At 67.2% G+C, this 25,569-nt stretch carries 21 protein-coding genes; 11 read left to right on the top strand and 10 right to left on the bottom strand.

What is annotated here, in order from left to right:
* Positions 1-8: 8 nt before the first annotated feature.
* Entirely contained in the window at positions 9-1,145 is a 1,137-nt protein-coding gene (locus LZC94_31435; protein ID WXB12350.1) for a KOW motif-containing protein, read from the bottom strand.
* A gap of 468 nt (positions 1,146-1,613) precedes the next feature.
* Here LZC94_31435 and LZC94_31440 point away from each other — a divergent pair, with 468 nt between their 5' ends.
* The 5 genes from LZC94_31440 (at position 1,614) to pdxT (ending at position 6,806) form a co-directional block, all read left to right on the top strand.
* Entirely contained in the window at positions 1,614-2,729 is a 1,116-nt protein-coding gene (locus tag LZC94_31440) for an RNA polymerase factor sigma-32 (protein ID WXB12351.1), read from the top strand.
* Positions 2,730-2,766: 37 nt separating this feature from the next.
* A complete protein-coding gene (rsmI, locus tag LZC94_31445) occupies positions 2,767-3,612 on the top strand; it encodes a 16S rRNA (cytidine(1402)-2'-O)-methyltransferase (protein ID WXB12352.1) in 846 nt (281 codons plus the stop codon).
* Between the two features lie 113 nt (positions 3,613-3,725).
* Positions 3,726-5,273: a PLP-dependent aminotransferase family protein gene (locus tag LZC94_31450; protein WXB12353.1), complete on the top strand. Its 1,548-nt coding sequence runs from the start codon at positions 3,726-3,728 to the stop codon at positions 5,271-5,273.
* 34 nt (positions 5,274-5,307) lie between these two features.
* Positions 5,308-6,189: a pyridoxal 5'-phosphate synthase lyase subunit PdxS gene (gene pdxS, locus LZC94_31455; protein ID WXB12354.1), complete on the top strand. Its 882-nt coding sequence runs from the start codon at positions 5,308-5,310 to the stop codon at positions 6,187-6,189.
* 8 nt (positions 6,190-6,197) lie between these two features.
* Positions 6,198-6,806, top strand: a complete 609-nt coding sequence (pdxT, locus tag LZC94_31460) for a pyridoxal 5'-phosphate synthase glutaminase subunit PdxT (GenBank protein ID WXB12355.1) — start codon at positions 6,198-6,200, stop codon at positions 6,804-6,806.
* A gap of 161 nt (positions 6,807-6,967) precedes the next feature.
* Here the strand turns inward: pdxT and LZC94_31465 are convergent, their stop codons facing one another.
* The 5 genes from LZC94_31465 to LZC94_31485 all read right to left on the bottom strand — a co-directional run bounded on the left by LZC94_31465 (position 6,968) and on the right by LZC94_31485 (position 12,350).
* On the bottom strand, positions 6,968-7,660 hold the full coding sequence (locus LZC94_31465; GenBank protein WXB12356.1) for a hypothetical protein: 693 nt from the start codon (positions 7,658-7,660) through the stop codon (positions 6,968-6,970).
* 5 nt (positions 7,661-7,665) lie between these two features.
* The gene (locus tag LZC94_31470; GenBank protein ID WXB12357.1) at positions 7,666-8,583 is read right to left on the bottom strand and encodes a DMT family transporter; all 918 of its coding nucleotides are present in this window, start codon (positions 8,581-8,583) and stop codon (positions 7,666-7,668) included.
* Between the two features lie 130 nt (positions 8,584-8,713).
* Entirely contained in the window at positions 8,714-9,571 is an 858-nt protein-coding gene (locus LZC94_31475) for an AraC family transcriptional regulator (protein WXB12358.1), read from the bottom strand.
* A 68-nt stretch (positions 9,572-9,639) separates the two neighbouring features.
* The gene (locus LZC94_31480; protein WXB12359.1) at positions 9,640-10,395 is read right to left on the bottom strand and encodes a glutaredoxin family protein; all 756 of its coding nucleotides are present in this window, start codon (positions 10,393-10,395) and stop codon (positions 9,640-9,642) included.
* Entirely contained in the window at positions 10,392-12,350 is a 1,959-nt protein-coding gene (locus tag LZC94_31485; protein ID WXB12360.1) for an ATP-binding cassette domain-containing protein, read from the bottom strand. Before LZC94_31485 ends, LZC94_31480 begins: the two co-directional genes overlap by 4 nt.
* A 102-nt stretch (positions 12,351-12,452) precedes the next feature.
* On the opposite strand from LZC94_31485, the gene LZC94_31490 reads away from it, so the two are divergent.
* Positions 12,453-13,343, top strand: a complete 891-nt coding sequence (locus tag LZC94_31490; protein ID WXB12361.1) for a hypothetical protein — start codon at positions 12,453-12,455, stop codon at positions 13,341-13,343.
* Positions 13,344-13,352: 9 nt separating this feature from the next.
* Here LZC94_31490 and LZC94_31495 read toward each other — a convergent pair whose 3' ends face one another.
* The 4 genes from LZC94_31495 to LZC94_31510 all read right to left on the bottom strand — a co-directional run bounded on the left by LZC94_31495 (position 13,353) and on the right by LZC94_31510 (position 18,574).
* Complete coding sequence (locus LZC94_31495; protein WXB12362.1) at positions 13,353-13,910, bottom strand: hypothetical protein; 558 nt, start codon at positions 13,908-13,910, stop codon at positions 13,353-13,355.
* Between the two features lie 30 nt (positions 13,911-13,940).
* Positions 13,941-15,215 (bottom strand): FliI/YscN family ATPase, encoded by a 1,275-nt coding sequence (locus tag LZC94_31500; protein ID WXB20277.1) that lies wholly within the window; start codon positions 15,213-15,215, stop codon positions 13,941-13,943.
* Between the two features lie 92 nt (positions 15,216-15,307).
* On the bottom strand, positions 15,308-16,468 hold the full coding sequence (gene dnaJ / locus LZC94_31505) for a molecular chaperone DnaJ (protein WXB12363.1): 1,161 nt from the start codon (positions 16,466-16,468) through the stop codon (positions 15,308-15,310).
* 135 nt (positions 16,469-16,603) lie between these two features.
* Positions 16,604-18,574 carry a hypothetical protein gene (locus LZC94_31510; GenBank protein ID WXB12364.1) on the bottom strand — a complete coding sequence of 657 codons (1,971 nt, stop codon included), beginning with the start codon at positions 18,572-18,574 and terminating at the stop codon, positions 16,604-16,606.
* Between the two features lie 90 nt (positions 18,575-18,664).
* On the opposite strand from LZC94_31510, the gene LZC94_31515 reads away from it, so the two are divergent.
* From LZC94_31515 to LZC94_31535, 5 genes are read left to right on the top strand one after another with little or no spacing between them, the layout of a single operon-like run.
* The gene (locus tag LZC94_31515) at positions 18,665-20,182 is read left to right on the top strand and encodes a hypothetical protein (GenBank protein WXB12365.1); all 1,518 of its coding nucleotides are present in this window, start codon (positions 18,665-18,667) and stop codon (positions 20,180-20,182) included.
* Positions 20,183-20,185: 3 nt separating this feature from the next.
* Complete coding sequence (locus LZC94_31520; GenBank protein ID WXB12366.1) at positions 20,186-21,856, top strand: FGGY-family carbohydrate kinase; 1,671 nt, start codon at positions 20,186-20,188, stop codon at positions 21,854-21,856.
* Between the two features lie 51 nt (positions 21,857-21,907).
* Positions 21,908-22,999, top strand: a complete 1,092-nt coding sequence (locus LZC94_31525) for a substrate-binding domain-containing protein (protein ID WXB12367.1) — start codon at positions 21,908-21,910, stop codon at positions 22,997-22,999.
* A 5-nt stretch (positions 23,000-23,004) separates the two neighbouring features.
* Positions 23,005-24,570, top strand: a complete 1,566-nt coding sequence (locus tag LZC94_31530) for a sugar ABC transporter ATP-binding protein (GenBank protein ID WXB12368.1) — start codon at positions 23,005-23,007, stop codon at positions 24,568-24,570.
* A 15-nt stretch (positions 24,571-24,585) separates the two neighbouring features.
* On the top strand, positions 24,586-25,554 hold the full coding sequence (locus LZC94_31535) for an ABC transporter permease (protein WXB12369.1): 969 nt from the start codon (positions 24,586-24,588) through the stop codon (positions 25,552-25,554).
* Positions 25,555-25,569 lie beyond the last annotated feature (15 nt).

Below are 25,569 nucleotides of genomic sequence, written 5' to 3' on the forward strand. Positions count from 1 at the left end.
GTCCGAGATCAGCGCGCGCCGAGGGGTCTTCGGTGCGAAGACGAAAGAATGGGACGATTGGGGCCGTCCTTGGAAAGGGCAAGGTCTCCCACATCGACCCGGGTCGCCAAAAGACCCAACATGACCTTGGCGGCGCCGCGTCCATCGAGCTCTTGAACCACGCCGGTCTTTCCGACGAACGGTCCCGAAAGAACGCGCACGACCGAGCCTTTCTCCAGCGGCGCGAGCGGCCGGCCGCGCGTGCGCGCCGAGGAAGCCGGCAGCGAAGGCCGCGAACGGCCACGTGCTGCGGCCGCGCCCGACGCGCGCGCGAGCGCCCCCAGCGACGCACCCGACGCGAACGAATCGGGGCGCACGGCGGTTTCGGTCACCAGCGCGAACACGGGGGCGAGGGCCATCACCGCGTCGCCGAGCTGCTCGCCGACCAGCGCGGCGTGTTTGAGGACGAGATCGCGCGGGACCGACCACCCCAGCCACAGACCTCGGCGGCGAAAGTCCGCCGCGGCGCGCGCCAGACCCCCAGGTCGAGGATCGGCTGCCGCCCGGGGCGAGCCTTCGCCCTCCAACAGTGCTCGGACGTCGTTTGCGCTCGCCTCGCGCGTGGGGATGCGGGTTTCATCCTGGATTTTTTCAATTCCACCGAGGGAAAACTGATCGGGGAGCGCGTCGAAAAGACGGGCGATCTCCTCGGACACGGCGCGTGCATGGACCGATGGATAGATCTCGATGCTCACTTCGACAACATGGGCCTGGAGCCTCAAGGCCAAGATGGCGTTCTTGCGAACGGGGGCGTGAAAGAGGATGGACGCGGTCGCCGTTTTTGGCGGCTGCTCGGCGCCGGCCTCGCCCTGCCGCACGATTGGCTCCTCGTCCGACCACGTTGCTTCCACCTCGATACCAAGCTCGGACAGGCGCGCCGCGATCCTTCGGGCCCAGGCCACCATGCGCGACCGAAGCGGAACGAGGTTCGTTTTGGGCGCGGCTTGCGATGCCAGCGATGAGCCACGTTGGGTGGGGGCGAGCGACTCGAAGTCCGCCGACCGCAGATCGAGGGTCGCGCCCTCGGACGATTTTTTGGCTCCCTCGAGCGCCGATGCCGGCTGGCTATCGCTCCGCCGGTTCGGCTCCGCCCCAGTGTCTTTCATCTTCCCACGAGGGCGCCTCTCGTGGGTTCGACGATCCTTCGGTATCATGTGGATATTCCTAGGAAATCTGATTCAGCTACGCAAATTTAATGCATTGCGTTATGAGGTCGGTTCGGGGCATGTCTCCATCGTTGAGGGGGTCCGAGCGAGCGAGTCCTCGCCATCCTTTCGCTCCTGCGTGCCGTCGTGCTCGCGGGAATCGTGCCTCGCCTGCGAGCTCGGGTGGCATCCGTATCGCGTACGGATGCGGAATCGTTTCCCAGAGGGGATTGTTGTCGCGGTAGCTGTGACCATAAACTACGATCCTCCACTGTGCCGCGAATGAGAAAGACGAACATAGCTACGGCCGACGAGCCGGCAACGAAACCGCGCGCGAAGCGTGCCCCGAAAGCGAACACGGCGGGGCGTGCGCGCGGGCCTCGAGATTCCCAGAGCCCCGCGGCCTCCTCGCGCTCCGAGCACTCGGATTTGGATTCGCATTCGGACTCCGCCAAGAAGGACGACGAGTCCTACGAAGGGCCTCGCAGCGAGGCCGAACCCGAGGGCGAAGAGTCCAGCGCCTTGGAGGGACCGGAGAGTGAGCTCGATGCGGAGTCGAGCCCCGCGGCCGAACTCTCTGCCGACGAGGAGGTCGATCTGGACGATCCGGGCCTCGACGCGCCCGAGTCGACCCGCACGACCTTCCCCAACTCCGAGCGGGAGCCTGTTTCGGAGGCCGCGAGCTCGCTGGCTCGCTTCGACCCGATGGCCGCGTACCTGCGCGAGGTGCAGCGCCATCCACTGCTCACGCCCGAGGAGACGCACGAGCTCGCGGTTCGCTTCGTGGAGTCGGCCGATCCCGAGTCCGCCGCGCGCTTGGTCACGGCCAACCTGCGCCTGGTGGTGAAGATCGCATACGAGTACCGCCGCGCGTACAAGAACATCATGGACCTGGTGCAGGAGGGCAACATCGGCCTCATGCAGGCGGTCAAGCGCTACGATCCCTACCGCGGCGTAAAGCTATCGTCGTACGCGGCGTGGTGGATCCGGGCCTATATCCTGCGGTTCATTCTCAACAATTGGCGCTTGGTCAAGCTCGGGACCACGCAGGCGCAGCGCAAGCTCTTCTTCAACCTTCGGAAGAAGCGCGCGGAGCTGCAGGCGATGGGCATCGACCCGACGCACGAGGAGATCGCCAAGCGCCTCAACGTGCCCGAGAGCGAAGTGGCCGACATGGACGTGCGGCTCACGTCCAGCGAAAAGTCGCTCGACGCCCCGGTGGGCGACGCCGAAGGGCGGGCCATCGCCAAGGTCGACATGATGCCGAGCGGGCTCGAAGGCCCCGAGACGCTCATGGCCGACGAGGAGCTGCACGCGCTGCTCAAGGAGAAGCTGGGCGCGTTCCGCGAGACGCTGGCCGGCAAGGAGAAGGATCTGGCCATCTTCGATGAGCGCCTGGTGTCCGACGAGCCGCTCACCTTGCAGGAGCTCGGGGATCGATTCGGCATTTCGCGCGAGCGCGTTCGGCAGCTCGAGCAGCGGCTCACCATGCGTCTGCGCGAGTTCTTGCGCGACGAAATGGGCGACGCAGCCGAGGCCACATGATGGCACCCGGGGCCATCCCCATCTCCATCCCCAGGCGATGAGCGGCCGACTCTACATCGTCGCTACCCCCATCGGAAATCTCGAGGACATCACTGCGCGGGCGCTGCGCATTCTCGGCGCGTGCCCGCGCATCGCCGCGGAGGACACGCGCCGCACGCGCGCCTTGCTCACGCACTTCGGCATCGCGCCGCGATCGCTGGAGTCGCTGCACGCGCACTCGAACGATCGGGAGATCGCGCGCTTGGTCGATGCGCTCACGGCGGGTGAAGACGTCGCCTTCGTGACCGACGCCGGCACCCCGCTCATCAGCGATCCGGGCGACGCGCTGGTGCGCGCGGCCACCTTCGCGGGCATCACGGTGATCCCGGTGCCGGGGCCCAGCGCGGTGCTGGCGGCGTTGATGGCCAGCGGCTTGGTCGGGGGTGCGTTTCGCTTCTTGGGCTTTCTTCCGCGCGATGGCTCCGCGCGCCGCGAGGCCCTGGCCAAGGTCTGCGACACGCCGGAGACGGTGGTGCTCTTCGAGGCGCCGAACCGCACCGCCGTCACCTTGCGCGAGCTCGCCGACGCCACCCCCGATCGCGCAGCGTGCATCGCGCGCGAGCTCACCAAGCTCCACGAGGAGATGGTGCGCGGCACGCTCCGCGAGCTCGCCTCGCTCGAACGCGAGTGGATGGGCGAGGTGGTCCTGGTGCTCGGTCCGCACGAAGTCGCCGCGCGCGCCGAGTCGATCGACGACGCGGCCATCGACGAGCGCATCGACGTGGCGCTCGCCCAAGGGGAGCACTCGCGCGCCATCGCCGAACGGCTCGCCGCGTGGAGTGGCAGGCCCAAGCGCGAAATGTATGGTCGTGTGATCGCACGTAAGCAGAAATTAGAGTCCTAATTGGCACAAGACCGATCGGGCCAATTGTCACAATTGATACTCCGCGAAATCACCTGGTGACCGTGGATAAGCCAGCCAACCAGCCGTACAACTAGGCCAATTGGAGGTTCCAATTGAGCCAAGATGTCGGCCTGAGTGTGGACCCTCGGCGTGAGGAGCCCATCTATCGTCAGATCTTCGATCAGGTGGTGGCGCGCATCCAGACGCACGCCTTTCCCCCTGGGTTCAAGCTGCCGCCCACCCGCGTACTGGCGCGCACCTTGTCCACGCATCGAAACACGGTGGCGCGCGCCTACGCCGATCTCGAGGCGGCGGGCTTCGTCTGCTCCACCGTCGGACGCGGCACCTTCGTGGAGGAGCAGACGGCGGATCCCGCCAGGGCGCCCGGCAACCGTCCGCGCCCGAGCCAGCCGGCGCCGACCACCATGGCGTGGTCGTCCCTCCTTTCGCGCGCATCACGGGTCGACATCGTAGGCCGCGCGGAGCGCATGGCGCGGTTCAGCGAGGGGCGCGACATCATCAACTTGGCGCGCATGCAGCCGTCGGTGGATCTGCTGCCCGACGATTTGATGCGGCGGTGCATCGAGCGCGTGATGAACGATTTGGGACCGCGCTCCATGAGCTACGCGCCGCCGGAGGGCGTGCGCCGCCTTCGCGAGCAGATCGCGCTCGATCTGAACGCGCGCGGCGTGCCGGCGACCATGGAGGACATCCTGGTCACCTCCGGCAGCCAGCAGGGGCTCGATCTGGTGGCGCGGGCGCTCATCAACCCGGGCGAGACGATGCTGGTCAACAGCTACACGTACTCGGGCGCCATCGAGATCTTCTCCGTGGCCGGCGCGCGCCTCATCGGGGTGCCGAACGACGCCGAGGGGCCCGATCTGCACGCGCTGGAACGCTTCGCGCGCGCCGACGTGAAGGGGCTCTACTTGATGCCCAACGGCCACAACCCCACGGGCCTCACCATTTCGACCGAGCGGCGCCACAAGCTGGTGCGGTGGTCGCACGCGACGGGCATCCCGCTGATCGAGGACGACTTCGGCGCCGGGTTGAGCCTGGACGCGCAGCCCTTGCCCCCACCGCTGCGCGCGCTCGACGGCGACGTGATCCACCTCTCCACCTTCAGCAAGCGGCTCATCCCCGCGCTCCGCGTGGGGTTCGTGGTCTGTCCGCGGCCGATCCGCACGGTCATGCGCTCGCTCAAACGCGTGAGCGATCTGGGCACCTCGACCCTCATGCAAAACGCGCTGGCGGAGTTCATGGAGCGCGGCTACCTGCGCGCGCACATGAACCGTCTGCTCCCCGAGTACCAGCTGCGACGCAATGTGCTCGAGGCCTCCTTGCGCGCCGCGCTCCCCCCCGAGATCCGTTGGAACACGCCCTTTCATGGTGTGGTCCTCTGGCTGCGGCTCCCGCGCACGATGGACGCCGATCGGGTCGCGGAGGAAGCGTACCGCCATGGTGTGATGGTCTCTCCGAGCTCCCTCTACTCGGTGGAGGCGGAGCCCGAGCCCGCGCTGCGCGCGACCTTCTGCTCGGAGCCGCCGGACCGGCTGGCGGAGGGCGCGAAGAGGCTGGGGAAAGCGTTCAAGTCGGTGATGGCACAACAAACCCGTTCATCCGACGGCCGTCCGCACGACGCCGTCGTCGAAGTCGTATGACGGCCGCGCGCGCGGCCTCGATTGGAGATTCGAAATGAAAAAGGCTACCAACACGACGAAGCTGGGTCTCTCCGAAATGCTCAAGGGCGGCGTGATCATGGACGTGGTCAACGCCGAGCAGGCGAAGATCGCGGAGGACGCCGGCGCGTGCGCCGTGATGGCGCTCGAGCGTGTCCCTGCCCAGATTCGAGCCGAGGGAGGCGTGTCGCGCGCCTCCGATCCGGCGATGATTCAGTCGATTCAAAAGGCGGTGAGCATCCCGGTCATGGCCAAGTGCCGCATCGGGCACTTCGCAGAGGCTCGCATCTTGGAAGCGCTGGGCGTCGACTTCATCGACGAGAGCGAAGTGCTGACCATGGCGGACGAGGAGTTCCACATCGAGAAGGCGTCCTTCCGGGTGCCCTTCGTCTGCGGATGTCGCGATCTGGGCGAGGCGCTCCGCCGCATCACCGAGGGCGCATCGCTCTTGCGCACCAAGGGCGAGGCGGGGACGGGCGACGTGGTGGAGGCCGTGCGCCACCTCCGCAAGCTGCGCTCCCAGATCCGCCGCATCACGGTGCTGGAGCACGACGAGCTGGTGGCCGAGGGCAAGACCTTGGGCGCGCCCTACGAGCTGTTGGTGAAGATCAAGGAGACCGGCAAATTGCCCGTCCCCAACTTCGCGGCCGGCGGGATCGCCACCCCGGCGGACGCCGCCCTGTGCATGGCGCTCGGCGCCGAGGCGCTGTTCGTGGGCAGCGGCATCTTCCTGAGCGAGGACGCGCCCAAGCGCGCGCGCGCCATCGTCACCGCCGCCACCTACTGGCAAGATCCGGCCAAGCTCGCGGAGATCAGCACCGGGCTCGGTCAACCGATGCGCTCCGTGCAGGTGGCGACCTTGCCATCGAACGAGCGCTTCGCCGCGCGCGGGATGTGAGGGCCACGATGCGAATCGGGATCTTGGCCTTACAAGGCGCGTTCGAGAAGCACGCCGAGGTCGCGCGCAGCCTCGGGCACGAAGCCGTCTTGGTGCGAAGCAAGGCCGACTTCGAAGATCTGGACGGGCTGATTCTTCCGGGCGGAGAGAGCACCGTTCAACTCAAATTGATCGACCGATTCGATCTGGAGTGGTCCCTCACCCGCTTCGCGGCGGCCGGAAAGCCGATCCTCGCCACCTGCGCGGGTCTCATTCTGGTCGCCCGCACCGTGACGCAGCCGGAGCAGCGCAGCTTCGGGTTCATCGACGTGCACGTGGCCCGCAACGCGTGGGGCCGCCAAATCGACAGCTTCGAGGCCAAGGCCGACGAGGGGAACCTTCCGCTCGTCTTCATCCGCGCGCCGCGCATCCTCGAGGTGGGCGAAGACGTGGAAGTGCTGGCGCGCTTCCGCGGCGAGCCGGTGCTCGTCCGCCAGGGCAACGTCACCTGCGCCACCTTCCACCCCGAGCTGACGAACGATCCCCATGTCTACCGCCTCGCCTTCCGCAGAAGCTCCGCCAAGGGGCTCCCCGGATTTGCGCCGCTCGGCGCAGGTGCTTCCGCGCCCCACGCTTGAAGGTCGATTCATCCGGCTGGAGCCGCTCGGTCCGGAGCATCACCCGGCATACCGGGCGCTCCAATCCGAACTCGACGAGCCGGTCTGGTCGTACCGGGAAGAATGGCCGGAGGTGGCGCGAGGGCTCGAGGAGCGGCTTTCGTCCTTCGCGCCGAAACCCGTCAGAACGAGAACACCGGTGAGGACAGGCTCAGAATGCCGGTCTTCGCCGAGAGCGCCCACACGGCGTGGAGCTCGTCGGCGGCGGTAGCGACGAGCCTTCGAACGTCGGTGTCGGCGGTCGCGTGGAGTGCTTCGGCGACGATCAGCACGGCGTGGGTATCGTTGGAGATGGCGGAGTGGGCGCTCTGGCGGTTCGTCCAGCGGCGGGCGTGGGCGCGGTTGGCTTGGTCGGCGAAGATCACCTCGCGGGGCTCGGGGTTCTCGAGTGTGCCGGAGAAGGTCGAATAGAGCTCGGTGCCGGCGGCGTAGCGGACCTCGAGGCTCCCCTCGATCTTGGAGGCGTCGAAGACGGCAATGGGGATGGCGAACGCGAGCGAGATGGCGTTGCAGAGATCGATGATGGGGTGAATGTGCGGCAGCGATTTTTCCTTCTTGAAGCGGCGGAGCAGCGACTCGGATGCGCAGCGGTATTGGGTTGGCTTGAGGCCCATTTTGGAGAACGTGCGTCGCCAGGCTTGGACCTCGGGGAGCTCCCCTTCCGAGCTCGAGGCGAGGCGCGATTCGGCGATGGCGTTGAATCGAAACGTGCGGGGCTCGACCAAAGCATCGTGGGTGATTCCCTCGGCGAAGAGCACACCGGGGACGAGCTCCGCGTAGTCGCTCCAGATTTCACGAGAATGACAGAATTGCATGGCATTCACCTCGCCAGCGCAGGGCTGGACTTCTTCGGCGAACCGAAGCCAAGAACCGCCACCAGCACGCACCCGATGCCAATCATCTGGTTCACACCGATGGGCTCCCCCAACACGACGAACGCAAAGAGCACGGCCGAAACCGGCGCCAAGGCGGTAAACAAGGAAGCTTGCGCGCCGCTCACCCGCGAGGATCCTGCATACCAGAGCAGAAAGCCGCCCACCGTGGGGACGAGCGCATAGTAGAAGACCGCCGCGAGCGAGCCGGTCGTCATCGACGTAGCCCAGGGCCTCTCGAAGAGGGCGAAGAGGGCGGCCACCACCAGGCCGACGCCGGTCATGATGGTGGAGAGTGAGAGCGGCGGGATATCCGCGCGAAGGCGCTTGTTCAGCAAGATGAACAGGCCCTCGCAGACGACGGCGCCGAAGATCAGCGCATTGCCAATCCACGCATGGCCAGCGCGGCCCGCGCCGCCGGCGCCATCGCCCGAATCGGTGCGAAACGTGATGACGAGAACGCCGATGGCGGCCAGCGCGATGGCCATCAGCAGCGAACGTCGGGGGCGTTCGCCCAGAACGACGATGGAAATGGCGCCGGAGACGATGGGCAAGGTCCCGATGATGACACCTGCATCGGCGGCCGACGTCCAGCGCAGGCCCGAGATGAGCAGGGTCGTGTAGCCTACGCTGCCCGCCGCCGCTTGCAGGACGAGAAGCACCGTGTCCCGCCATCCCGGCCTTGGCCACGGGGTTCCGGTGAGGCGCATCAGCCCCAGAAAGAGCGGGAACGCCACCGCGAACCGAAGCGCCGTCGCCGTAAACGGCGAGAGCCCCGATGCGATGACCTTGCTCGCGATGACCGTGCTCCCCACGCCCACCATCGCCAACGACAAATACGCATACCCTCGTGTCTGGCTCGACATGGCCCGCGCGCCTCCTTCTGCGCAGCTCCGGAGCTCCCACATGCGTGAGCTCGCGGAAACGCATGCAGTAAAGCGAAGGTGGGCAGGGCCGGTCTTGAACGAAATTGTCGCGCCTTTCCACCGCGCCCGTTCAACGCCGCGCAGCGCGGAGACGCCCCGCCATGGCGTCCGCATAGATGCGCGGCGAAACGCCATATTTCCGAACGAAGACGCGGGTCATATGGCTTTGATCGGCGAAGCCGCTCGCATCGGCAGCCTCCGCCAGCGGCATCCCATCGGCCATGAGCCGGCGCGCTTCATGAATCCGCTGCTGAACGATGTACGCGTGCGGCGTAAGCCCCGTGGCCCGTACGAACCCTTTGATGATCTGAAAGCGGGTGAGCCCCGTCTCCCGCGCCAGATCGGAGAGCGAAATCGCCCCCGTGGGATCGTCGTCGATGAAGCTTCGAGCTCGCGCGATCGCCTCGGGAACCGCCTGCGCCTCCCGACGGAGCCCCAGCGCCCCGGTCGACACATCTTGCTCGCAGAGCACGTCCGCCAAGAGCATCTGCGACAGCTCTTCCATCCGAAGACTGGGTTCGACCGCCCCCTCCCGGGTCACCGCGGAGAACAGCCTCCGAAAACGCTTGGCGATCCGCGCATCGCGAATGACCGGACGAGAAAACTCGCAATCGCCCGCCCTGCCCTCGCGGATATCCCCCGCAACTTCCGCGACCCACGATGGATTGAAATACAGGATCCGCCAGGCGCGCCCGCCATCACCGAGCGGTACGCCATCGTGGACCTCACCCGGGTTGACGGTGATCGTATCGCCAGGACCGGCTTCGACCATCCCCCGCCCACTATGCGACTTCTGCGCGCCGCGCTCGATGACCCCCACCCCGAACTGCTCGTGCGTATGCCTCTGGAACGTATGCCGCGTCTCGGCCTCCACGGCCTGCACGCCAACCATCGCGCACGGAAGCATCTTGAACTGGGACGCGGACATGCTCGTTCGCCGTTGGTAAGTCGCGGTTCGTACGTCGCGGTTCGTAAGTCGCCGTTTGCCCAACCCCCTCACATGGCCGCGCCCAGCGCTTCGTCGACGACCCGCGGATTGAATCCGACCATCACCTTGCCACGCACGTCGAGGACGGGAATGGATCCATGACCGAGCCCCGCCTTGGCCAGCTTGCCCTGCATCTCGCGCGCAGCACCGCGGTCAGCCTCGATGTCCTTCTCGACATAAGGAATCCCCTTGCTACGAAGGTAAGCCGCCGCTTGATGGCACGCCCCGCACCATTCGGCCCCGTAAATGATGACGGCCGGCCGCGCGTTCGGATCCCCCGGCTCCGCGCTGGAGCCGCCCCCTTTGGCCAGCCGCGGATCGGCAGCGGCAGCCGCGGCGTCGGTGGGCTCGAGGAGCGCCGTTTTGCCTTTGCGCCGGGCCACGGCCAGCTCGTCGAACTGCGGCTTGGTCATGGTCTTGACCAAGTAGGAACCGTCGGGTTGCGTGGTGCGGAGGTCGGCCACGAAGATGCGCTCGGGGTGCGTGCCCTCTTCGCGCGTGGGGTCGACCACGCGCACGCTGTCGCGGCCCACCAGGGGCACGTCGGCGGCTTTTTGCTCCACGTGGAAGTCGCCGTGCTCGTCGATCCAGGTGAACAGAAGGCCGTCGCTCGCGTCGGTCACCGTGAAGGGCGCGGCGCCGTTGTCGCCGGCGGAGGCCGCCGCCGTTTCGTTTCCGGTGCGTTTGCGGCTGCACCCGGCGGAGGGCAAAAGGATGCAACATGCAGCCAATAGCGCGGTGATCCGTTCGGCACGACCCTTCATGACGCTTCCTCGGACAGGCTGGCCCACTCGCTCATCATCTGATCCACCTTCTTGCTCAGAGCTTGCTCCGCCTTGGCCCGTTCGGCCAGCTTTGCCCAATCCCCGGCCGGATCTTCGCGGAGCTGGGCCCGCATTTCCGTGAGGTTCTTCTCGGCGGCGGCGATGCTCTTTTCCAGCTCCTCGAGCCGGCGCTTGCGGCGCTCGCGCTCGCGCGTCGCCTGGCGCTGGGCCTCGAACGACTGGCGCCCGCCTTGGGGCTCCGGCGCGGGCGCGGCCTTTTGCTTGGTCGCCTGCGCCTGCTCCTTGGCGGATTTCTCCTTCGCCGCCTTCTCTCTGGCGGCTTGCTCCTCGGCCAGCTGCGCGACGTGCGCCGCGTAGTCGTAGAAGCCGCCCTGGTAAATCTCCACCTGCCCGTCGCGCACGGAGACGATGCGGGTGGTGACCGTCTCGAGGAAGCGGCGGTCGTGGGAGACCAGGATCACGGTGCCCTCGAAGGCGACCAGGGCCTCCTCCAGGATCTCGGCCGCCGGGATGTCGAGGTGGTTCGTCGGCTCGTCCAAGAAGAGCAGGTTTCGCGGCTCGAGCAGGAGCTTGGCCAGGGCCAGGCGCGAGCGCTCACCGCCGGAGAAGCCCGAGACGGTGCGGAGCGGTTGATCGCCCCAGAAACGGAAGCGCGCGAGGTATTGGCGCGCGGCCTCCACCGTGAAGTCGCCCCGCACGCGGCGGACCTCTTCGACGGCGGTGCGCGAGGGGTCGACCTCGCCCAGGTGCTGATCGAAGAAGCCCTCTTGCAGGTTCGTGCCGCGTTTGACGTCGCCGCGATCGGCCTCGGCGCCGCGCGCGGCCAGGATCTTGAGGAGCGTGGTCTTTCCCGAGCCGTTGGGGCCGACGATGCCGATGCGCTCCCCGCGCCGCACGAGCAGATCGACCCCGGAGAAGAGCGGGCGGCCGCCGCGCTCGGCCGCGAGGCCCTTGGCGTCGAGCACGATGTCGCCGGTGCGGTTGGCGGGCACGAAGCGAAAGGCGATGCGCTCGGCCACCTGCCATACGTCCTCGGGCCGCTCGATGCGTTCGAGCTTGTCGAGCATCTTGCGCCGGCTCTGCGCCTGCTTGGTCTTTTGCCCGGCGATGTTGCGGCGGATGAAATCTTCCGTCTTGTCGATCATCGCCTGCTGCCGCTCGGTGAGCGCCCGCTCGCGCGCCAGATCTTCCTCGCGGGCGACCGCGTAATCGCTGTACTTGAGCGGGTAGTCGCGCAGGCCCCGCGTGCCCAGCTCCAATGTGCGAGGACAGGTGCGATCGAGGAAGGCGCGGTCGTGCGAGACCACGAGGACGGCGCCGCGGTAGCCGATCAAGTAGTTCTCGAGCCAGGCGATGGTGTCGAGATCGAGGTGGTTCGTGGGCTCGTCGATCAGCAGCAAATCCGGCTTTTGCGCGAGGACCACGCCGAGCTGGAGCCGTCCGCGCTCACCGCCCGAGAGCGACGCCACCGGGCGCGCCAGATCGGCATCGGTGAAGCCGAGCTTGTGGGCGAGCATGGCGACTTCACGCTCGAGCTCGTCTCCTCGGGCGACGTGGTAGCGGTCGGTGACCTCGGCCAGGTGGGCGAGCGCGCGCGCATCGCCGGAGGCGGCGCCGTGTTGGGCCTCGGTGAGCTGGTGGCGAAGCTGGACGATGTCTTGGAAGGCCGAGAGGAACGCCTCCATCACGTCCCCCTCGGGGGGGAGCTCGTGCGACTGCCGGTAGTAGCCGAAGGTGGCATCTTTGCGGATGACCGTGGTGCCCTGGTCGGGCTCGATCTCGCGGGCAATGAGGCGCAAAAGCGTCGATTTTCCGGCGCCGTTCGGGGCCACCAGGGAGGCGCGTTCGCCAAGGGCAAGGCTGAAGGTCACGTTTTCGAACAAGACGTCGTCGGCGTATCCAAAACGGAGGTCCGCGACTTGGAGCACGGTCATGGCGGCGTTGGATTTAGCACGAGGATGGCACGAAGATGCGGGGACGCCGCGCCGCACGTGGGGTCTCGCCAAGGGCAAGACACCTCCGGTAATCTTTGGGCCATGTGGCGCACCGGAGGCGCGCGGCTTGCCGCGCCCGACTTCAAACGCAGCGTCTTTTTGGTCGTCGTTACGGCAGCGACCGCTCTCGGCCTCGCCCAGGTTGGATGCAAGAAGTCGGTCGGGGAGCTGCAAACCTTCGACGTGGTCGCGGACGCGCCCGGCGATCCGCAGCACCCCGCCGAGGTGCGCATCGAGATGCAAAAGGGCGAGCTGCATATGACGCCAGGCGGCATCCACCTGGTCGGGGGCGCCGCCAAGACGAATGTGAGCGATCTGGCGCCGGCGCCGGCCACCTCGGGCTACCGCGCCACCGTGACCCAAGGCAAGCCGGGGGTCGACGCCACCAAGTGGGGCAACGAGCTCATCGCCGACTACCGCCTGACCCTGGGCACCACGCCGATGGCGCTCACCGTCACCTCGCGCGAGGCCTCCGTCGATCTGGAGCTGGGCGGCCTGGCCATCGCCTCGCTCACGGCCCGCACGGAAGCAGGCCCGATCCGTGTAGGTTGCAACTCCGCCAACCCCATGGCCGCCGAGCTGCTCGACGTGGAGACGAGCGCCGGCTCCATCTCCTTGACCGACGTGGGGCGCTTCGGCGCGAGCCGGGTGCGGGCGCACGCGGGGGCTGGCGTGATCAACGTGTCGCTCGGCAGCAAGGTGGATCGCGAGGTGGCGCTCGATCTGGAGACGCAAGCCGGCCCCGTCACGTTGTCGCTGCCGGCGGGCATCAGCGCGCGCGCCGACGTCACGAGCGACGCGGGGACCTTGAAGCTCAATGGCTGGAACAAGGACGGCGAGGAGTACGTGCTCGGCAGCCCGGGGCCCAAGCCGCGGGTGCGCATTCACGTGAAGACCGGGGCGGGGCCCATCACCTTCGAGACCTTGCCTTAGTCACGTTCGTCACGGTTCGCGGTAGAGCAGCCGGAACTCGCAGGCGTTGCCGTCGCGCAAGCGGCACATGACCTCGCGCGCGTCGATCAACTCGGCGCCGGCGATGGTGACGGTTTGTTCCAGCCAGCCGAGCACGGAGAGGCACATGCATCGGTGCGGCGTGGCGAAGCTCTCGACCCGAATGATGACGCCGTCCGGTACGGGCCGGCTCGATGCGATGCCGGAGTCGTAGTGCGCGGACCAGACGGCGCTCACCTTGGACAAGATGTAGGTCGGCGTGCCGATCTTGTAGAAGATGCGGTAAAGGGTCGGCAGATTGACCTCCGCGGTGTAGCGGCCGAGCACCCGGCAGAGGGAGAGATCGCCGATGCCGAAGCGGCGATCGATCTCGGTGTTCAGCGCCACATAGGCGTCGAAGGGGATCCAGAGGTTCGGGGAGGCCGCGCCTCGGATCGCCAGCTCGTGACGGTCGAGCGCGCCGATGACCTCTTCGACTCGGGCCTGTCCGTGATGGACCCGGACCCAGTCGAGCCGAGCTCGAATCGCGCTGCTGCGAACGTGCGCCACGCACCTACTATACCCCTCACCGGGCGATGGTCAGCCAAGGACAGCGCGGCGCAGGCGGGTGAGCGTGTCCTCGAAGGGCGTTTTTTCCCTCGGATCCTGCTTCAAAAATTGCTCGATGCGCGGCATGTGCAGGAGCGCCTCGTCGAGCTCGCGATCGGTTCCCTTGGCGTAGGCGCCGAGCGTAACCAGATCGCGCTTGGCCTCGTGCACCGCCACCATGGCGCGCAGGCGTCGTGCTGCGTCGCGGTGCTCGGGGGTGACGATGCTATCCATCACGCGCGAGAGGGAGCCCGTGACGTCGACCGCAGGATAATGCCCGCGGGCTGCGATGGTGCGATCGAGCACGACGTGACCGTCGAGGATGCCGCGCGCCTCGTCGGCGATGGGCTCGTCCATGTCGCCCCCCTCGACCAGGATGGTGTAGATGGCCGTGATCGAGCCGCGCGCGGCTTGGCCGGCCCGCTCGAGGAGGCGCGGGAGCATGGCAAAGACGCTGGGCGGATAGCCGCGCCGGGCGGGGGGCTCACCGGCCGCGAGCCCCACCTCGCGCTGCGCGCGCGCAAAGCGGGTGATGGAGTCGACGAGGAGCATGACGCGCGCGCCCTGATCGCGAAAGTACTCGGCGTACGCCGTGGCCACTTGCGCGGAGCGAAGGCGCTCGAGGGCCGAGACGTCGCTGGTGGCGACCACCACGACGCTGCGCGCGCGCCCCTCGTCGCCGAGAGCGTGGTCGAGGAACTCACCGACCTCGCGGCCGCGCTCGCCCACCAATCCGACGACCACCACATCGGCCGCCGCGCCGCGCGCGACCGCCCCGAGCAGCGCGCTCTTGCCGACCCCCGAGCCGGCAAAGAGCCCCATGCGCTGCCCCTCGCCAAGGGTGAGCAAGCCATCGAGGACGCGCACGCCCGTGGGGATGGGCACATGCACCCGCCGTCGCTCGAGCGCCGGAGGTGGATCGCGATCCACCGGGATCCATTCGTCGCCCGGGATCGCATCGCCGCCATCGAGCGGGCGCCCCAAGCCATCGACCACGCGACCGAGCAGCGACGGGTGCGCGCGCACCCCGGACACGAGCCCGGTCGCCTCCACTTCGTCGTCGGGTCCGACACCGGTGAGCGCTCCAAGGGGCATCGCGATCACTTCGCCCTCGGCAAAGCCGACCACCTCGCAAGGCAATGGCGCACCGCGTCTCCGCACCTCCACCACGTCGCCCACGCGGACCCCGGGCAACGTAAACCGCAGCGCCAGCCCCGTGACCCCCAGCACCCGCCCCGTGGCCCTCACCGTGGGCGTCGCGGCCAGCTTCGCCCTTAGGCGCTCGAAATCGTAATCCTTTTTCCCGTCCTTCTCGGGGGTCTCGGGAGCGCGAGACGGCCCGGGCGGGGGCAGGCTACTCACTTCGACGCGGCAACGCGCCGGCGCGATACGCCTTCGGCATCTGCATCCGCACCCACCCGGAGCTCCTCGTCGAGCAACTCGAGCAGCTCACGCGCCCGCGCGGTGAGCGCCGTCGGCACCTGCACCTGAACGACCACGATGAGGCACCCACGCCCTCGCCCATCGAGCCTCGGAATGCCCTGTCCTTTGAGCGTAAACACAGCACCCGACTGGGTGCCCGCGGGGATGGTGACCGTAAGGGTCGACTTGGCCGACGCCGGACCGGTGTCGTCGGCGCTGTCCGTTTCGGGGCCGATGGATGGAACCATCACGTCGGCGCCGAGGGCGGCTTCGACGAAGCCCACGTTGACGCGCGTGACCAGATCGGTGCCGTCGCGCTCGAAGCGCGGATCGTCTTCGACATCGATCTCGACATAGAGATCGCCCGCCGGGACATTGCCCGGCCCGGGCATCCCCTGCCCTTGCACGCGAAGCCGCTGGCCCGAGTCGATGCCGGCCGGAAAATTGACGGTGACCTTGCGCGGCTTGGCGACCATGCCCTCGCCTTTGCAAGTCTTGCAGACATTGCGAATGACCTGCCCGCGGCCTTGGCAACGCGCGCACGGCGCGGTGAACATGACGAAGCCCCGCGCGGTCGACACTTGGCCGGTGCCGCGGCACCCGCTGCACGTTTCGGGCTTGGAGCCGGCTGCACCACCGCTCCCGCCGCAATCGTCACACCGGGAAGGTGCGTGAACGACGACCTCGCGCTTGCAACCAAAGGCCGCCTCGCGCAGGGTGAGTCGCTGCTGAACGCGAAGATCGCCCCCGCGACGGGGCTGACGGTTGCCGCCAAAGCCAAAGGGCCCGCCGCCCGAGAACATCTCGGTGAACAAGTCCTGCATGTGCGAGAAGACATCGCCCATGTCACCTGGGCTCGCGGGACCACCGCCCTCGAGCCCAGCGAAACCGAACTGGTCGTAGATGCGGCGCTTCTGCTCGTCCGAAAGGACTTGGTAAGCCTCGTTGACCTCTTTAAAGAGGGCCTCGGCGCGGGGATTACCTTGGTTGCGATCCGGATGATGCTTCAACGCCTCCTTCTTGTAGGCGCGACGCAGTTCGTCGGCAGATGCATCCTTCGAAACCCCTAGAACTTCGTAATAGCACCGCTTCGACATGTCACCCAATGGGGCCTAAAGCAATGATTTGCTGGGTAATAGCTCGCTGCGGCAAGTTAAGTCGCACGAGTTTCTTGTCAACGAATATGGATGAAAGGGGGTCCTCCAAACGGGAACTTTGGGGACCATAGTCACTCAAGGCGCTTCGCGCGAGTCCTGAACTGCATGTGCGCGATCACGCGCATCGAGCTCGCGAGACAGTTGTTCGAGGAGGACCGCCTGCCGTTGGAGCTCGGCTCGCGCTTTCATGAGCTCCTCCCCCGATTCGGCCCGCTGCCGCGCCTCGTGCTCCTGCGCGATGGCCCGACGCAAAATATCGAGCTCGTCTTCGAGCCGAGCCAGGCGCTCCAAGTCAATCGATCGGTATGTGGTGCGCGTCAGCTCCCCTTGGAGCTCGGCAATGCGCCAGGTGCGGGCGTGGAGCTCGCCTTCCCGTCGCGCCGCATCGATGGCCATCTCATCGAGTTTGGCGCTCCACGCTGCATTTTCCTTCGCAAGGACATCCTTTTCCTGGACGAGGACCTCCATCTTGGCGAGCAGCTCGGCATCCTCGCGCTGCAGGGTTTCACCCGCACCCGCCGACGTACGTTCGCCGACGTCACCCGAGGTCTCCGGCCCGCCGGAGCCGAGGTCACGTCCCGCGATCTCCGGCTCGCCGGGGCCGAGGTCGCGTCCCGAGGTCTCCGACGCAACGCGCTCCTCCAGCTCGGTGACGAGCGATAGGGTGATGCGCTCGCGGCGCCCGAGCTCGCGCTCCAGCTCGGCGATGCGATGTCCCCTCTCCACCAAGCGGCCCTCGAGCGCCTCCAGCTCGGTCGTGTGGGCTTCCGCCATCTGGGAAAATTCGCGCTCGAGCAGAGTGTTCTTCTCCTCGTGCTCGCCAATCTGCAGAAGCAGGCGGTCGACCTCCTCGGAGTCCAGCAGCGCCCGTTGCTCGTGGGCCGCGCGCTCGGCCGCGAAGGCCGCCCGATCGCTCTCGCGACCCGCGCGCTCCGTCGCGAGCGCGGCCCGGTCGCTCTCGCGCGCCGCGCGCTCCGCGGCGAGGGCCGCCTTGAGCGACTCCACCTCGGCCAGCACCGAGACGCTTTGCTGCGCGCGCACCAGCGAGGACTCCTCGGCCTCGCGCGTGCGGTTCTCGAGGATCGACACGGCGTCTTCGGCGAGGCGCACGGCCTCCTCGAGCGCCACGGCGTGCTCGCGCCTTCGGTCGATGTCCACCTCGAGCAGCTGGATGCGGTTCTGCGCATCGAACAGCGCCTGCTCCAGATCCGGCAGCCGCTGCGCGTTCGCCGCCTCGGCGCCCAGGCGCGCGAGCTCGGTGCGATGCTCGTCGAGCTCCGCCTCCAGGGCATTGACGCGCGCGGTCGCCTCCACCAACACGGCGCGATCGGCGGCGCCCACGCCCTCTTGCGTGGAGCCGAGCGACAGCGACACCGCGTCGCGCGGCAGCTGCACGATGGCATAGGGCGCGAGGCGGATGCTGTCCGAGTGGCTGGCGAGCGCGATGAAGTACTCGGGCGGCTCGCCCTCGGTGACCAGCTCGGTGTGCACGCTCACGTCGGGCTCGTCTTCCGACTCCCCCAGCTCGGCGATGGCGGCGCCGAAGAAGGGCACCTGCCCGATCATCCGCACGCACGCGAACTGCAGCGACACGATGTCGTACAGCTCGTAGTAGTCGATGACGCGCGGCGCGGCGGCGCCACCCGCGCCAGATGGCGTGGATGGCGCAGATGGCGCGTCCCACGACTCGGGGTTGCGCGCGGCGACGAGCACCGCGCCATCGGCGTCGACCACGCGGCGAAGGCGGGCTACGAGGGCCGTGGGATCGGGCAAGATGGCCACGTCCGGCACGAGCACCAGATCGAAGGCGCCGTCGCGCACATCGAGCTCGTCGTCGCGCAGGTGGCGAAAGACCACGTTGCGCTCGGGCGGCGCGCGGCGAACGCGCTCACCGTCGGGGTCGTAGACATGAACGAGGCGTGCGCCGAGCTCCAGGAGGCGCGCACCCAAGTCTTGGGTGCAGTCGCCCACCACGAGCACGCGTCGCCCGGCCGCGAGGGGCTCGGCGTAGACGCAAAGGAGATGGGAGGGCTGTAGGGGATCCATGAGGGCGCCGTCGGGAGCACGAGGCTAATACGGCAAACGGGAAACTTGTACACAGTAACGAGCGCTTCGGGATCGGCTACCCTTGCTCCCATGACGAAAAAGATCGCTCTTTTCTGGCCAGGCGATGCACGGCAGAAGCCGAACGAGCTCGCCCTGCCAAATATCACCGAAGCGACCGTCCAGCTCGAGACGGCGCTAAAAAAGCTTGGGCGGCAACCTTACCGCGTGGAGGGCTTCCTCTCGAAGCCCCATGAGTCCATCGAAAAATTATCCCCCCTCGCGGACCCCATGATCGGCGTCTGCGTGCACTGGTTTTACGGTCCGCACACGTGCGACGGGGTCACCGGAAACGACAATCCGCTGCTCCTTGCAAGCAATTTCTCGGGTCAATGGCCCGGTTTGGTGGGTCTGCTCAACACAGGCGCCTGTCTCGAGAGCCTGAACCGGCCCTTTTCCCGGGTCTGGACCTCCTCGCCCGACTTCAGCAAGGACCCGCTCTTCATGGACCGCCTCGCCGAGTGGTGTGAAACGGGAAAGATCCGATACGGCGAAGAACAGGTGGCCTACAGCGCACCGGTGTCCGCGGATGCCTTTGCGCGCGCGCGCCGCGTCGCGTCGGGGATCAAGAAGCGCCGCCCGCTCTTTCTGATGCTGGGCGACACATCGATGGGCATGATCAACGGCTACTTCGGCCCGCGCTTTCTCCACGGCGTGGGGTTCGCCGAGCACAAGATCGACCAAGCGTGGATCATCGACCGCGGCCGCCGCATCGAAGAGGCGCGCATCGATCGGGCGCTCGCCTTCGTGAAGGAGAAGGGCATCACGTTCCACTGGGGCGAGAAGGGCGCCGAGGACTTCGACGAGCGGGCCACGCGCGAGCAGCTGCGCGACTACCTGGTGGTGCTCGATTTGGTGAACGAGTTCAAGGCCGATGGCTTGGGGTGGCAGTACCAGCTGGGGCTCATCCCGCTGCGGCCTCCGTCGGATCTGGCCGAGGGGCTCTTCAACTCGAGCTGCCGTCCGGAGTCGAACGGCGACACCATCGCCTGCGCCACCGAGGCCGATCAAGGCAACTTGGTGCCCATGGAAATGATGAAGCGCCTCCTTCGCGACAAGGGGCTTCATCAAGCGGTCATGTTCCACGACGTGCGCTGGGGCGCCGAGCACGATGGGCGCTTCCTCTGGGTGCTCCTCAACTCGGGCTCGTGCGGAGCGTACGCGTTCAACCACGATCCCGACACGCTCTCCGGCGTGCACTCGTACCGTCAGCCTTCGCTCTACTTCCCCACCCCGGGCGGCAGCTTCGCGGGGGAGAGCCTCCCCGGAGAGATGACCTGGGCGCGGGCCTACATCAAAGACGACGTGCTCTGGATGGACGTGGGTCGCGGCGAGGTGGTGAAGCTGCCCCCGGCCGTGCGCGACGCCTGGTGGGAGGGGACCACGCGGCAGTGGCCCTTCATGGCGGCCGACATGGGCATCTCGCAAGAGACCTTGATGGCGCACTACCTCTCGAACCACGTGGCGGTGGCCTACGGCGACATCTTCGACGAGATGGTGGCGCTCTCGCAGGAGCTCGGCTTTCGCGTGCGCATCCTGACGGGAGCCTGAGCCATGAGCAGCACCGATTCGGATCGGAAGTGCTACCTCGGCATCGACGTCGGCACCGGTAGCGCGCGCGCCGCGCTCTTCGATGCCCGCGGCACCATGCTCGGGATGGGGACCAGCCCCATCGAGATGTTTCGCCCGGCGGAGGACTTCGTCGAGCAGTCCTCGGAGGACATCTGGCGCGCGTGCGGCGAGGCCGTTCGCAAGGCGCTGGCCGAAGGAAAGATCGCGCCCTCGCAGGTCCGCGGCATCGGCTTCGACGCCACGTGCTCGATGGCGGTCCTCGGCGAGAACGACGAGCCGGTGAGCGTGAGCCCTACGGGGCGCGATGCGCAGAACGTCATCGTGTGGATGGATCATCGCGCGGTGGAGCAAGCGGGGAGGATCAACGCGCAGGGCCACGAGGTGCTGCGCTATGTGGGCGGGGTCATCTCGCCGGAAATGCAGACGCCCAAGCTCCTCTGGCTGGCGGAGCACGCGCCGCAGACCTGGAAGCGGGCGGCGCGCTTTCTGGACTTACCCGACTATCTGACCTACCGCGCCACCGGAAACGATACGCGCTCGCTCTGCACCACCACGTGCAAGTGGACGTACGTCGCGCGCAACGGGGGCTGGGACGCGGAGTATTTCCGGAGCATCGGGCTCGGTGCGTTGGTGGACGAGGGGTATGCGCGCATCGGCACGCGGGTGCGGCCGATGGGCGAGTTCGTGGGGGTGCTCACCGAGGGGGCGGCGAACGATCTGGGGCTCTTGCCCGGCACCCCGGTGGGCGTGGGCATCATCGATGCGCACGCGGGGGGGCTCGGAACCCTGGGGATGGCCATCGACGGCGCCGTCCCCGATGAGGCCGAATTGCAAACGCGGCTGGCGCTCATCGGTGGGACCTCGAGCTGCCATATGGCCGTATCGCGCGAGGCGCGCTTCGTCCAAGGCGTGTGGGGGCCGTACGAATCGGCGATGGTGCCGGGCCTTTGGCTCAGCGAAGGTGGACAATCGGCCACCGGCGCGCTCATCGACTTCACCATCGGCTCGCACGCGCGCGCCGCGGAGCTCCGCGAGGAAGGAAACCGGCGCGGCGTTCGGATCGAGACCCTCCTCGGCGAGCGGCTCGCCAGCCTTGCAGATGCACACAAATTGGAATTCACTGGGGAGCTCGTACGGGATCTTCACGTATTGCCCGATCATCATGGCAATCGCTCACCGCGCGCCGATCCCACGGCCCGCGGGATGGTTTCCGGGCTCAAGTTGGACGATGGGGCCGACTCCCTCGCTCGCTTGTACCTTGCAACGATTCAAGGCATCGCTTACGGCACGCGTCATATCATCGACGCAATGAGTCAATCCGGATATGCAATCCGGACATTGGTTGCATGCGGGGGTGGGACAAAGAACCCGATCTTCCTTCGGGAACACGCTGACGCAACGCAATGCAACGTCGTCCTGCCCAAAGAGCCCGAGGCCGTGCTCCTCGGCGCCGCCATTCTGGGGGCGGTCTCATCCGGAGATCATCGGAGCATTGTATCCGCCATGGGTGCGATGAGCGGCGCAGGGACCGTGATCACGCCCAGCAAAAAAGGCGGGGTGCGCGACTTTCATGATCGCAAGTACCAGGTTTTTCTGGCTATGTATAAGCATCAGATGCACTACCGATCGCTCATGTCGGGCGCGCCCGCGTGATCATCGAACATCCTTTGAAACATCGGATCATTTCAAGTAGGAGGTCGTGACGTGCGACAGCGACAGAAGCTCGGGACAAAGTTCGTCCGTCTCACGGCGGCGATGGCGCTGCTTCCTCTCGGTGTATTCGCCGCCCTGGGAGCGTCGGCCTGTGACAAGGGGGGAAGCAACGGTGGTGCGAGCGGCGGCTCGAACGCGAGCGAAAAAGAAGGAACCGCGGCGGCGGCGGCCACCAAGAAGACCACCATCGCGGTCATTCCAAAGGGCACGACGCACGAGTTCTGGAAGTCGGTCCATGCGGGCGCGGTGAAGGCCTCCAAAGAGGAGAAGGTCGACATCGTCTGGAAAGGGCCGCTGAAGGAAGACGATCTCAAAGGCCAGATCGACGTGGTGGAGAGCTTCACGTCGCAAAAGGTGAGCGGCATCACCGTGGCGCCGCTCAGCGACAAGGCGCTGGTCAACTCGGTGACCCAGGCCACGGCGGCCAAGGTGCCGGTGTTGGTCTTCGACTCCGACTTGGCCAGCGATCAGCAAATCAGCTTCGTGGCGACCGACAACCTCGCCGCGGGGAAAATTGCGGGCGAGAACATGGTGAAGCTCCTCAATGGCAAGGGGAAGATCATCGTGCTCCGCTACCAAGAGGGCTCCGCCAGCACGGCCAAGCGCGAGCAAGGCTTCCTGGAGGCGGTCAAGGAGGCCAAGGGCATCGAGGTGGTGAGCGAAAACCGCTACGCGGGCGCCACCACGGAGTCGGCGTTCTCGGCCAGCGAAAACCTGCTCGCCGCGCAAAAGGCGGCCGCCGGGAACATTCAAGGGATCTTCACGCCCAACGAGTCGAGCACGTTCGGCATGCTGCTGGCGCTGCGCAAGGCGAACCTGGCGGGGAAGATCAAATTCGTGGGCTTCGATGGATCGGACAAGCTCCTCGCCGGTCTCAAAGATGGGCACATCGACGGGCTCCTTCTGCAGAACCCGTTCCGAATGGGGTACCTGTCGATCAAGACCATGGCCAAGCACCTGCGCGGGGAGCCCATCGAAAAGCGGGTGGACACCGGGGCGGCGTTCATCACCAAGGCGAACATGGATTCGCCGGACATGCAGGAGGTCGTTCACCCCGACCTCAAGACGTGGCTGCAAGAGTGACGGGAGTGACGACGCTCGTCGCGCGAGGCCTGCAGAAAACCTTCGGGGCCACGCTGGCATTGCGCGGCGTGGACCTGGAGGTTCGCTCGGGTGAGATTCATGCGCTGATGGGGGAAAACGGGGCCGGCAAGTCGACCTTGATGAGCATCCTGTCGGGCTCCGCCCAAGCCGACGCCGGCTCGATGGCCTTCGATGGCTCGCCCTATCGGCCCAACGGCCCACGCGAGGCGCGCCACGAGGGCGTGCTCTTGGTGCACCAGGAGCTCTCGCTCTGCGGGCATATGACGGTGGGCGAAAATGTGATGCTGGGCATCGAGCCCGCGCGCTTCGGGTTCTTGCGGCGCGAGGAGATGCGGGCAAAGGCGGCAAAGGCCATTCGAGCCGTCACCGGCGCCGAGGGCTCCATTTCGCTCGACGCGCGCGCGGCCGATCTTTCGCCGGCGGATCGGCAGCTGGTGGAGATCGCGCGGGCGCTGGCCGTCCCGCAGTGCCGCGTTCTGTTGCTCGACGAGCCGACCAGCTCCCTGGCGGCGGGCGACGTGGATCGGCTGTTCGTGCTCCTGCGGGAGCTCAAACGGCGTTCGCTGGCCATCGTCTACATTTCGCACTTTCTCGAAGAGATCATGCGCGTGTGCGACGTGTACACGGTGCTGCGCGATGGGCAAGTGGCGGCCAAGGGGGCCATCGCGGAGACGGACGCGAAGAAGCTCGTCTTGGCGATGAGCGGCGGAGATCGCGCCGGGACGGAGGAGGGCGCGGCACAGGCGCCGCAGGTGACGGGCGGCGGCGGCGGCGCGGCTCCGTTTCGCGACGCGGGCGCGGGGACGGTCTCGGGGACGCGGGAGCCGGTGTTGGTGGTGGAGGACGTGACGGGGACGGTCAAGCCTGCGTCGGCCTCGCTCACCGTGCATCGCGGCGAGATCGTGGGCATCGCGGGGCTCTTGGGCGCGGGGCGCACGGAGCTTCTTCGCATGATCTTCGGGCTCGATCCGGTGGTGCGCGGCACGATCAAGGTGGCGGGGTCGGTGGCGATGAGCGGGGCCTCGCCGGCCAAGCGCATCGCGCAGGGGGTCGGATTTTTGAGCGAGGACCGCAAGGGCGAGGGGCTCTTGCTGGGCATGAGCATCGCCGACAACCTCACCATGTCGCGGCTCTCCGGCTTGGGGCCCAAGGGGTTCGTGAGCGAAGGGGCGCAGCACGCGAGCGCGAAGAAGTGGACCGATTTGCTCAAGGTGCGGCATCGCGACGCGGGGCAGCCGGTGCGCGATCTCTCGGGCGGCAACCAGCAGAAGATCGCGCTGGCGCGGCTCCTCCACCAAGGCGCCGATCTCTTCTTGCTCGACGAGCCGACCCGCGGGGTCGACATCAACAGCAAGACGCAAATCGAAGGGCACATCCGGGCCCTGGCCGCTTCGGGGAAGGCGGTCCTCCTCGTATCGAGCCACCTGCCCGATCTGATCGCGGTGTGCGATCGCATCGGCGTGATGTACCGCGGCCGCCTCGGCGAAATCCGGCCCGTCTCCGCGTGGACGGAGCACACGCTTCTCGCCGCAGCCACCGGAGCGAATTAGGAGCAGATGACATCGATGTCCAAGAGCCTTGCACTTCCGAAGCTTCGCGCACCGTGGATTGGACCGCTTTTGGCGGTCGCGCTGCTGTTCGCGCTCTTTGCGATCCTCGCGCACGAGACGTTCGCGAGCACCTCCACCGTGGTCACCATGCTCCGCCAAACGACGGTGGTCGGCATCGCCGCGGTGGGCATGACCATGATCATCGTGCTGGGCGGCATCGATCTGTCGGTGGGCTCGGCGGTGGCGCTGACGACGGTGTCGGTGGCGCTCTGTTTGCGCGCCGGGCAAGGCCCGTGGGTGGCGGCCTTGGTGGGCATCGCCACCGCGGCGGCGTGCGGTGCGATCAACGGTTTGCTGGTCGGCTACCTCAAGTTCGTGCCGTTCATCGCCACCTTGGGGACGATGAGCCTTCTGCGCGGTCTCTGCAAAGGTCTGGCCGACGAGCAAAAGATCGACGCCGAGCCGCACGGCCTCGAGTCGCTCCTCGCGCCGCTGCCCGATGGGCGCGAGTGGATGCTCTTGCCCACCGGCGTCTGGATCACGGTGCTCCTGGCGGTGGTGGTGGCCGTCCTGTTGCGAACGACGCAGGCCGGCCGCTACGTCTTTGCGGTGGGCTCGAGCGAGCCGGCGGCGCGGCTCTGCGGCATCGATGTGGCCAAGGTGAAGTTCGGCGTGTTTGCGCTGGCCGGGGTGCTCGTGGGGTGGGCCGGGGTGCTCGAGTTTTCACGGCTGACGGTGGGCGATCCCACCGACTCCGTGGGGCTGGAGCTCGACGTGATCGCGGCCGTGGTCATCGGCGGGGGCTCGCTCTCGGGCGGCGAGGGCTCGGTCCTCGGATCGGTGCTCGGCGCGCTCTTGATGACGATCATCAAGACGGGCTGTACGCACGTGGGGCTGCCCAACTGGGTGCAGGAGATCCTGACGGGCGTCATCATCGTCGTGGCGGTGGGGCTCGACCGGATCCGGCATCGGAAGGGCGCGTAAGGCGCAGCGCCCGCT

This window comes from Sorangiineae bacterium MSr11954, from assembly GCA_037157815.1.
Taxonomy (GTDB): domain Bacteria; phylum Myxococcota_A; class Polyangia; order Polyangiales; family Polyangiaceae; genus Pendulispora; species Pendulispora albinea.

Excerpts from the sequence above, each read along its gene's own strand:
- pdxT (WXB12355.1), top strand. The coding sequence starts at position 6,198 with ATGCGAATCGGGATCTTGGCCTTACAAGGCGCGTTCGAGAAGCACGCC.
- dnaJ (WXB12363.1), bottom strand. The coding sequence starts at position 16,468 with ATGTCGAAGCGGTGCTATTACGAAGTTCTAGGGGTTTCGAAGGATGCA.
- LZC94_31515 (WXB12365.1), top strand. The coding sequence starts at position 18,665 with ATGACGAAAAAGATCGCTCTTTTCTGGCCAGGCGATGCACGGCAGAAG.
- LZC94_31485 (WXB12360.1), bottom strand. The coding sequence starts at position 12,350 with ATGACCGTGCTCCAAGTCGCGGACCTCCGTTTTGGATACGCCGACGAC.
- LZC94_31535 (WXB12369.1), top strand. The coding sequence starts at position 24,586 with ATGTCCAAGAGCCTTGCACTTCCGAAGCTTCGCGCACCGTGGATTGGA.
- LZC94_31520 (WXB12366.1), top strand. The coding sequence starts at position 20,186 with ATGAGCAGCACCGATTCGGATCGGAAGTGCTACCTCGGCATCGACGTC.
- LZC94_31475 (WXB12358.1), bottom strand. The coding sequence starts at position 9,571 with ATGTCCGCGTCCCAGTTCAAGATGCTTCCGTGCGCGATGGTTGGCGTG.
- LZC94_31490 (WXB12361.1), top strand. The coding sequence starts at position 12,453 with ATGTGGCGCACCGGAGGCGCGCGGCTTGCCGCGCCCGACTTCAAACGC.
- LZC94_31480 (WXB12359.1), bottom strand. The coding sequence starts at position 10,395 with ATGAAGGGTCGTGCCGAACGGATCACCGCGCTATTGGCTGCATGTTGC.
- LZC94_31435 (WXB12350.1), bottom strand. The coding sequence starts at position 1,145 with ATGAAAGACACTGGGGCGGAGCCGAACCGGCGGAGCGATAGCCAGCCG.
- LZC94_31470 (WXB12357.1), bottom strand. The coding sequence starts at position 8,583 with ATGTCGAGCCAGACACGAGGGTATGCGTATTTGTCGTTGGCGATGGTG.
- rsmI (WXB12352.1), top strand. The coding sequence starts at position 2,767 with ATGAGCGGCCGACTCTACATCGTCGCTACCCCCATCGGAAATCTCGAG.
- LZC94_31465 (WXB12356.1), bottom strand. The coding sequence starts at position 7,660 with ATGCAATTCTGTCATTCTCGTGAAATCTGGAGCGACTACGCGGAGCTC.
- LZC94_31510 (WXB12364.1), bottom strand. The coding sequence starts at position 18,574 with ATGGATCCCCTACAGCCCTCCCATCTCCTTTGCGTCTACGCCGAGCCC.
- pdxS (WXB12354.1), top strand. The coding sequence starts at position 5,308 with ATGAAAAAGGCTACCAACACGACGAAGCTGGGTCTCTCCGAAATGCTC.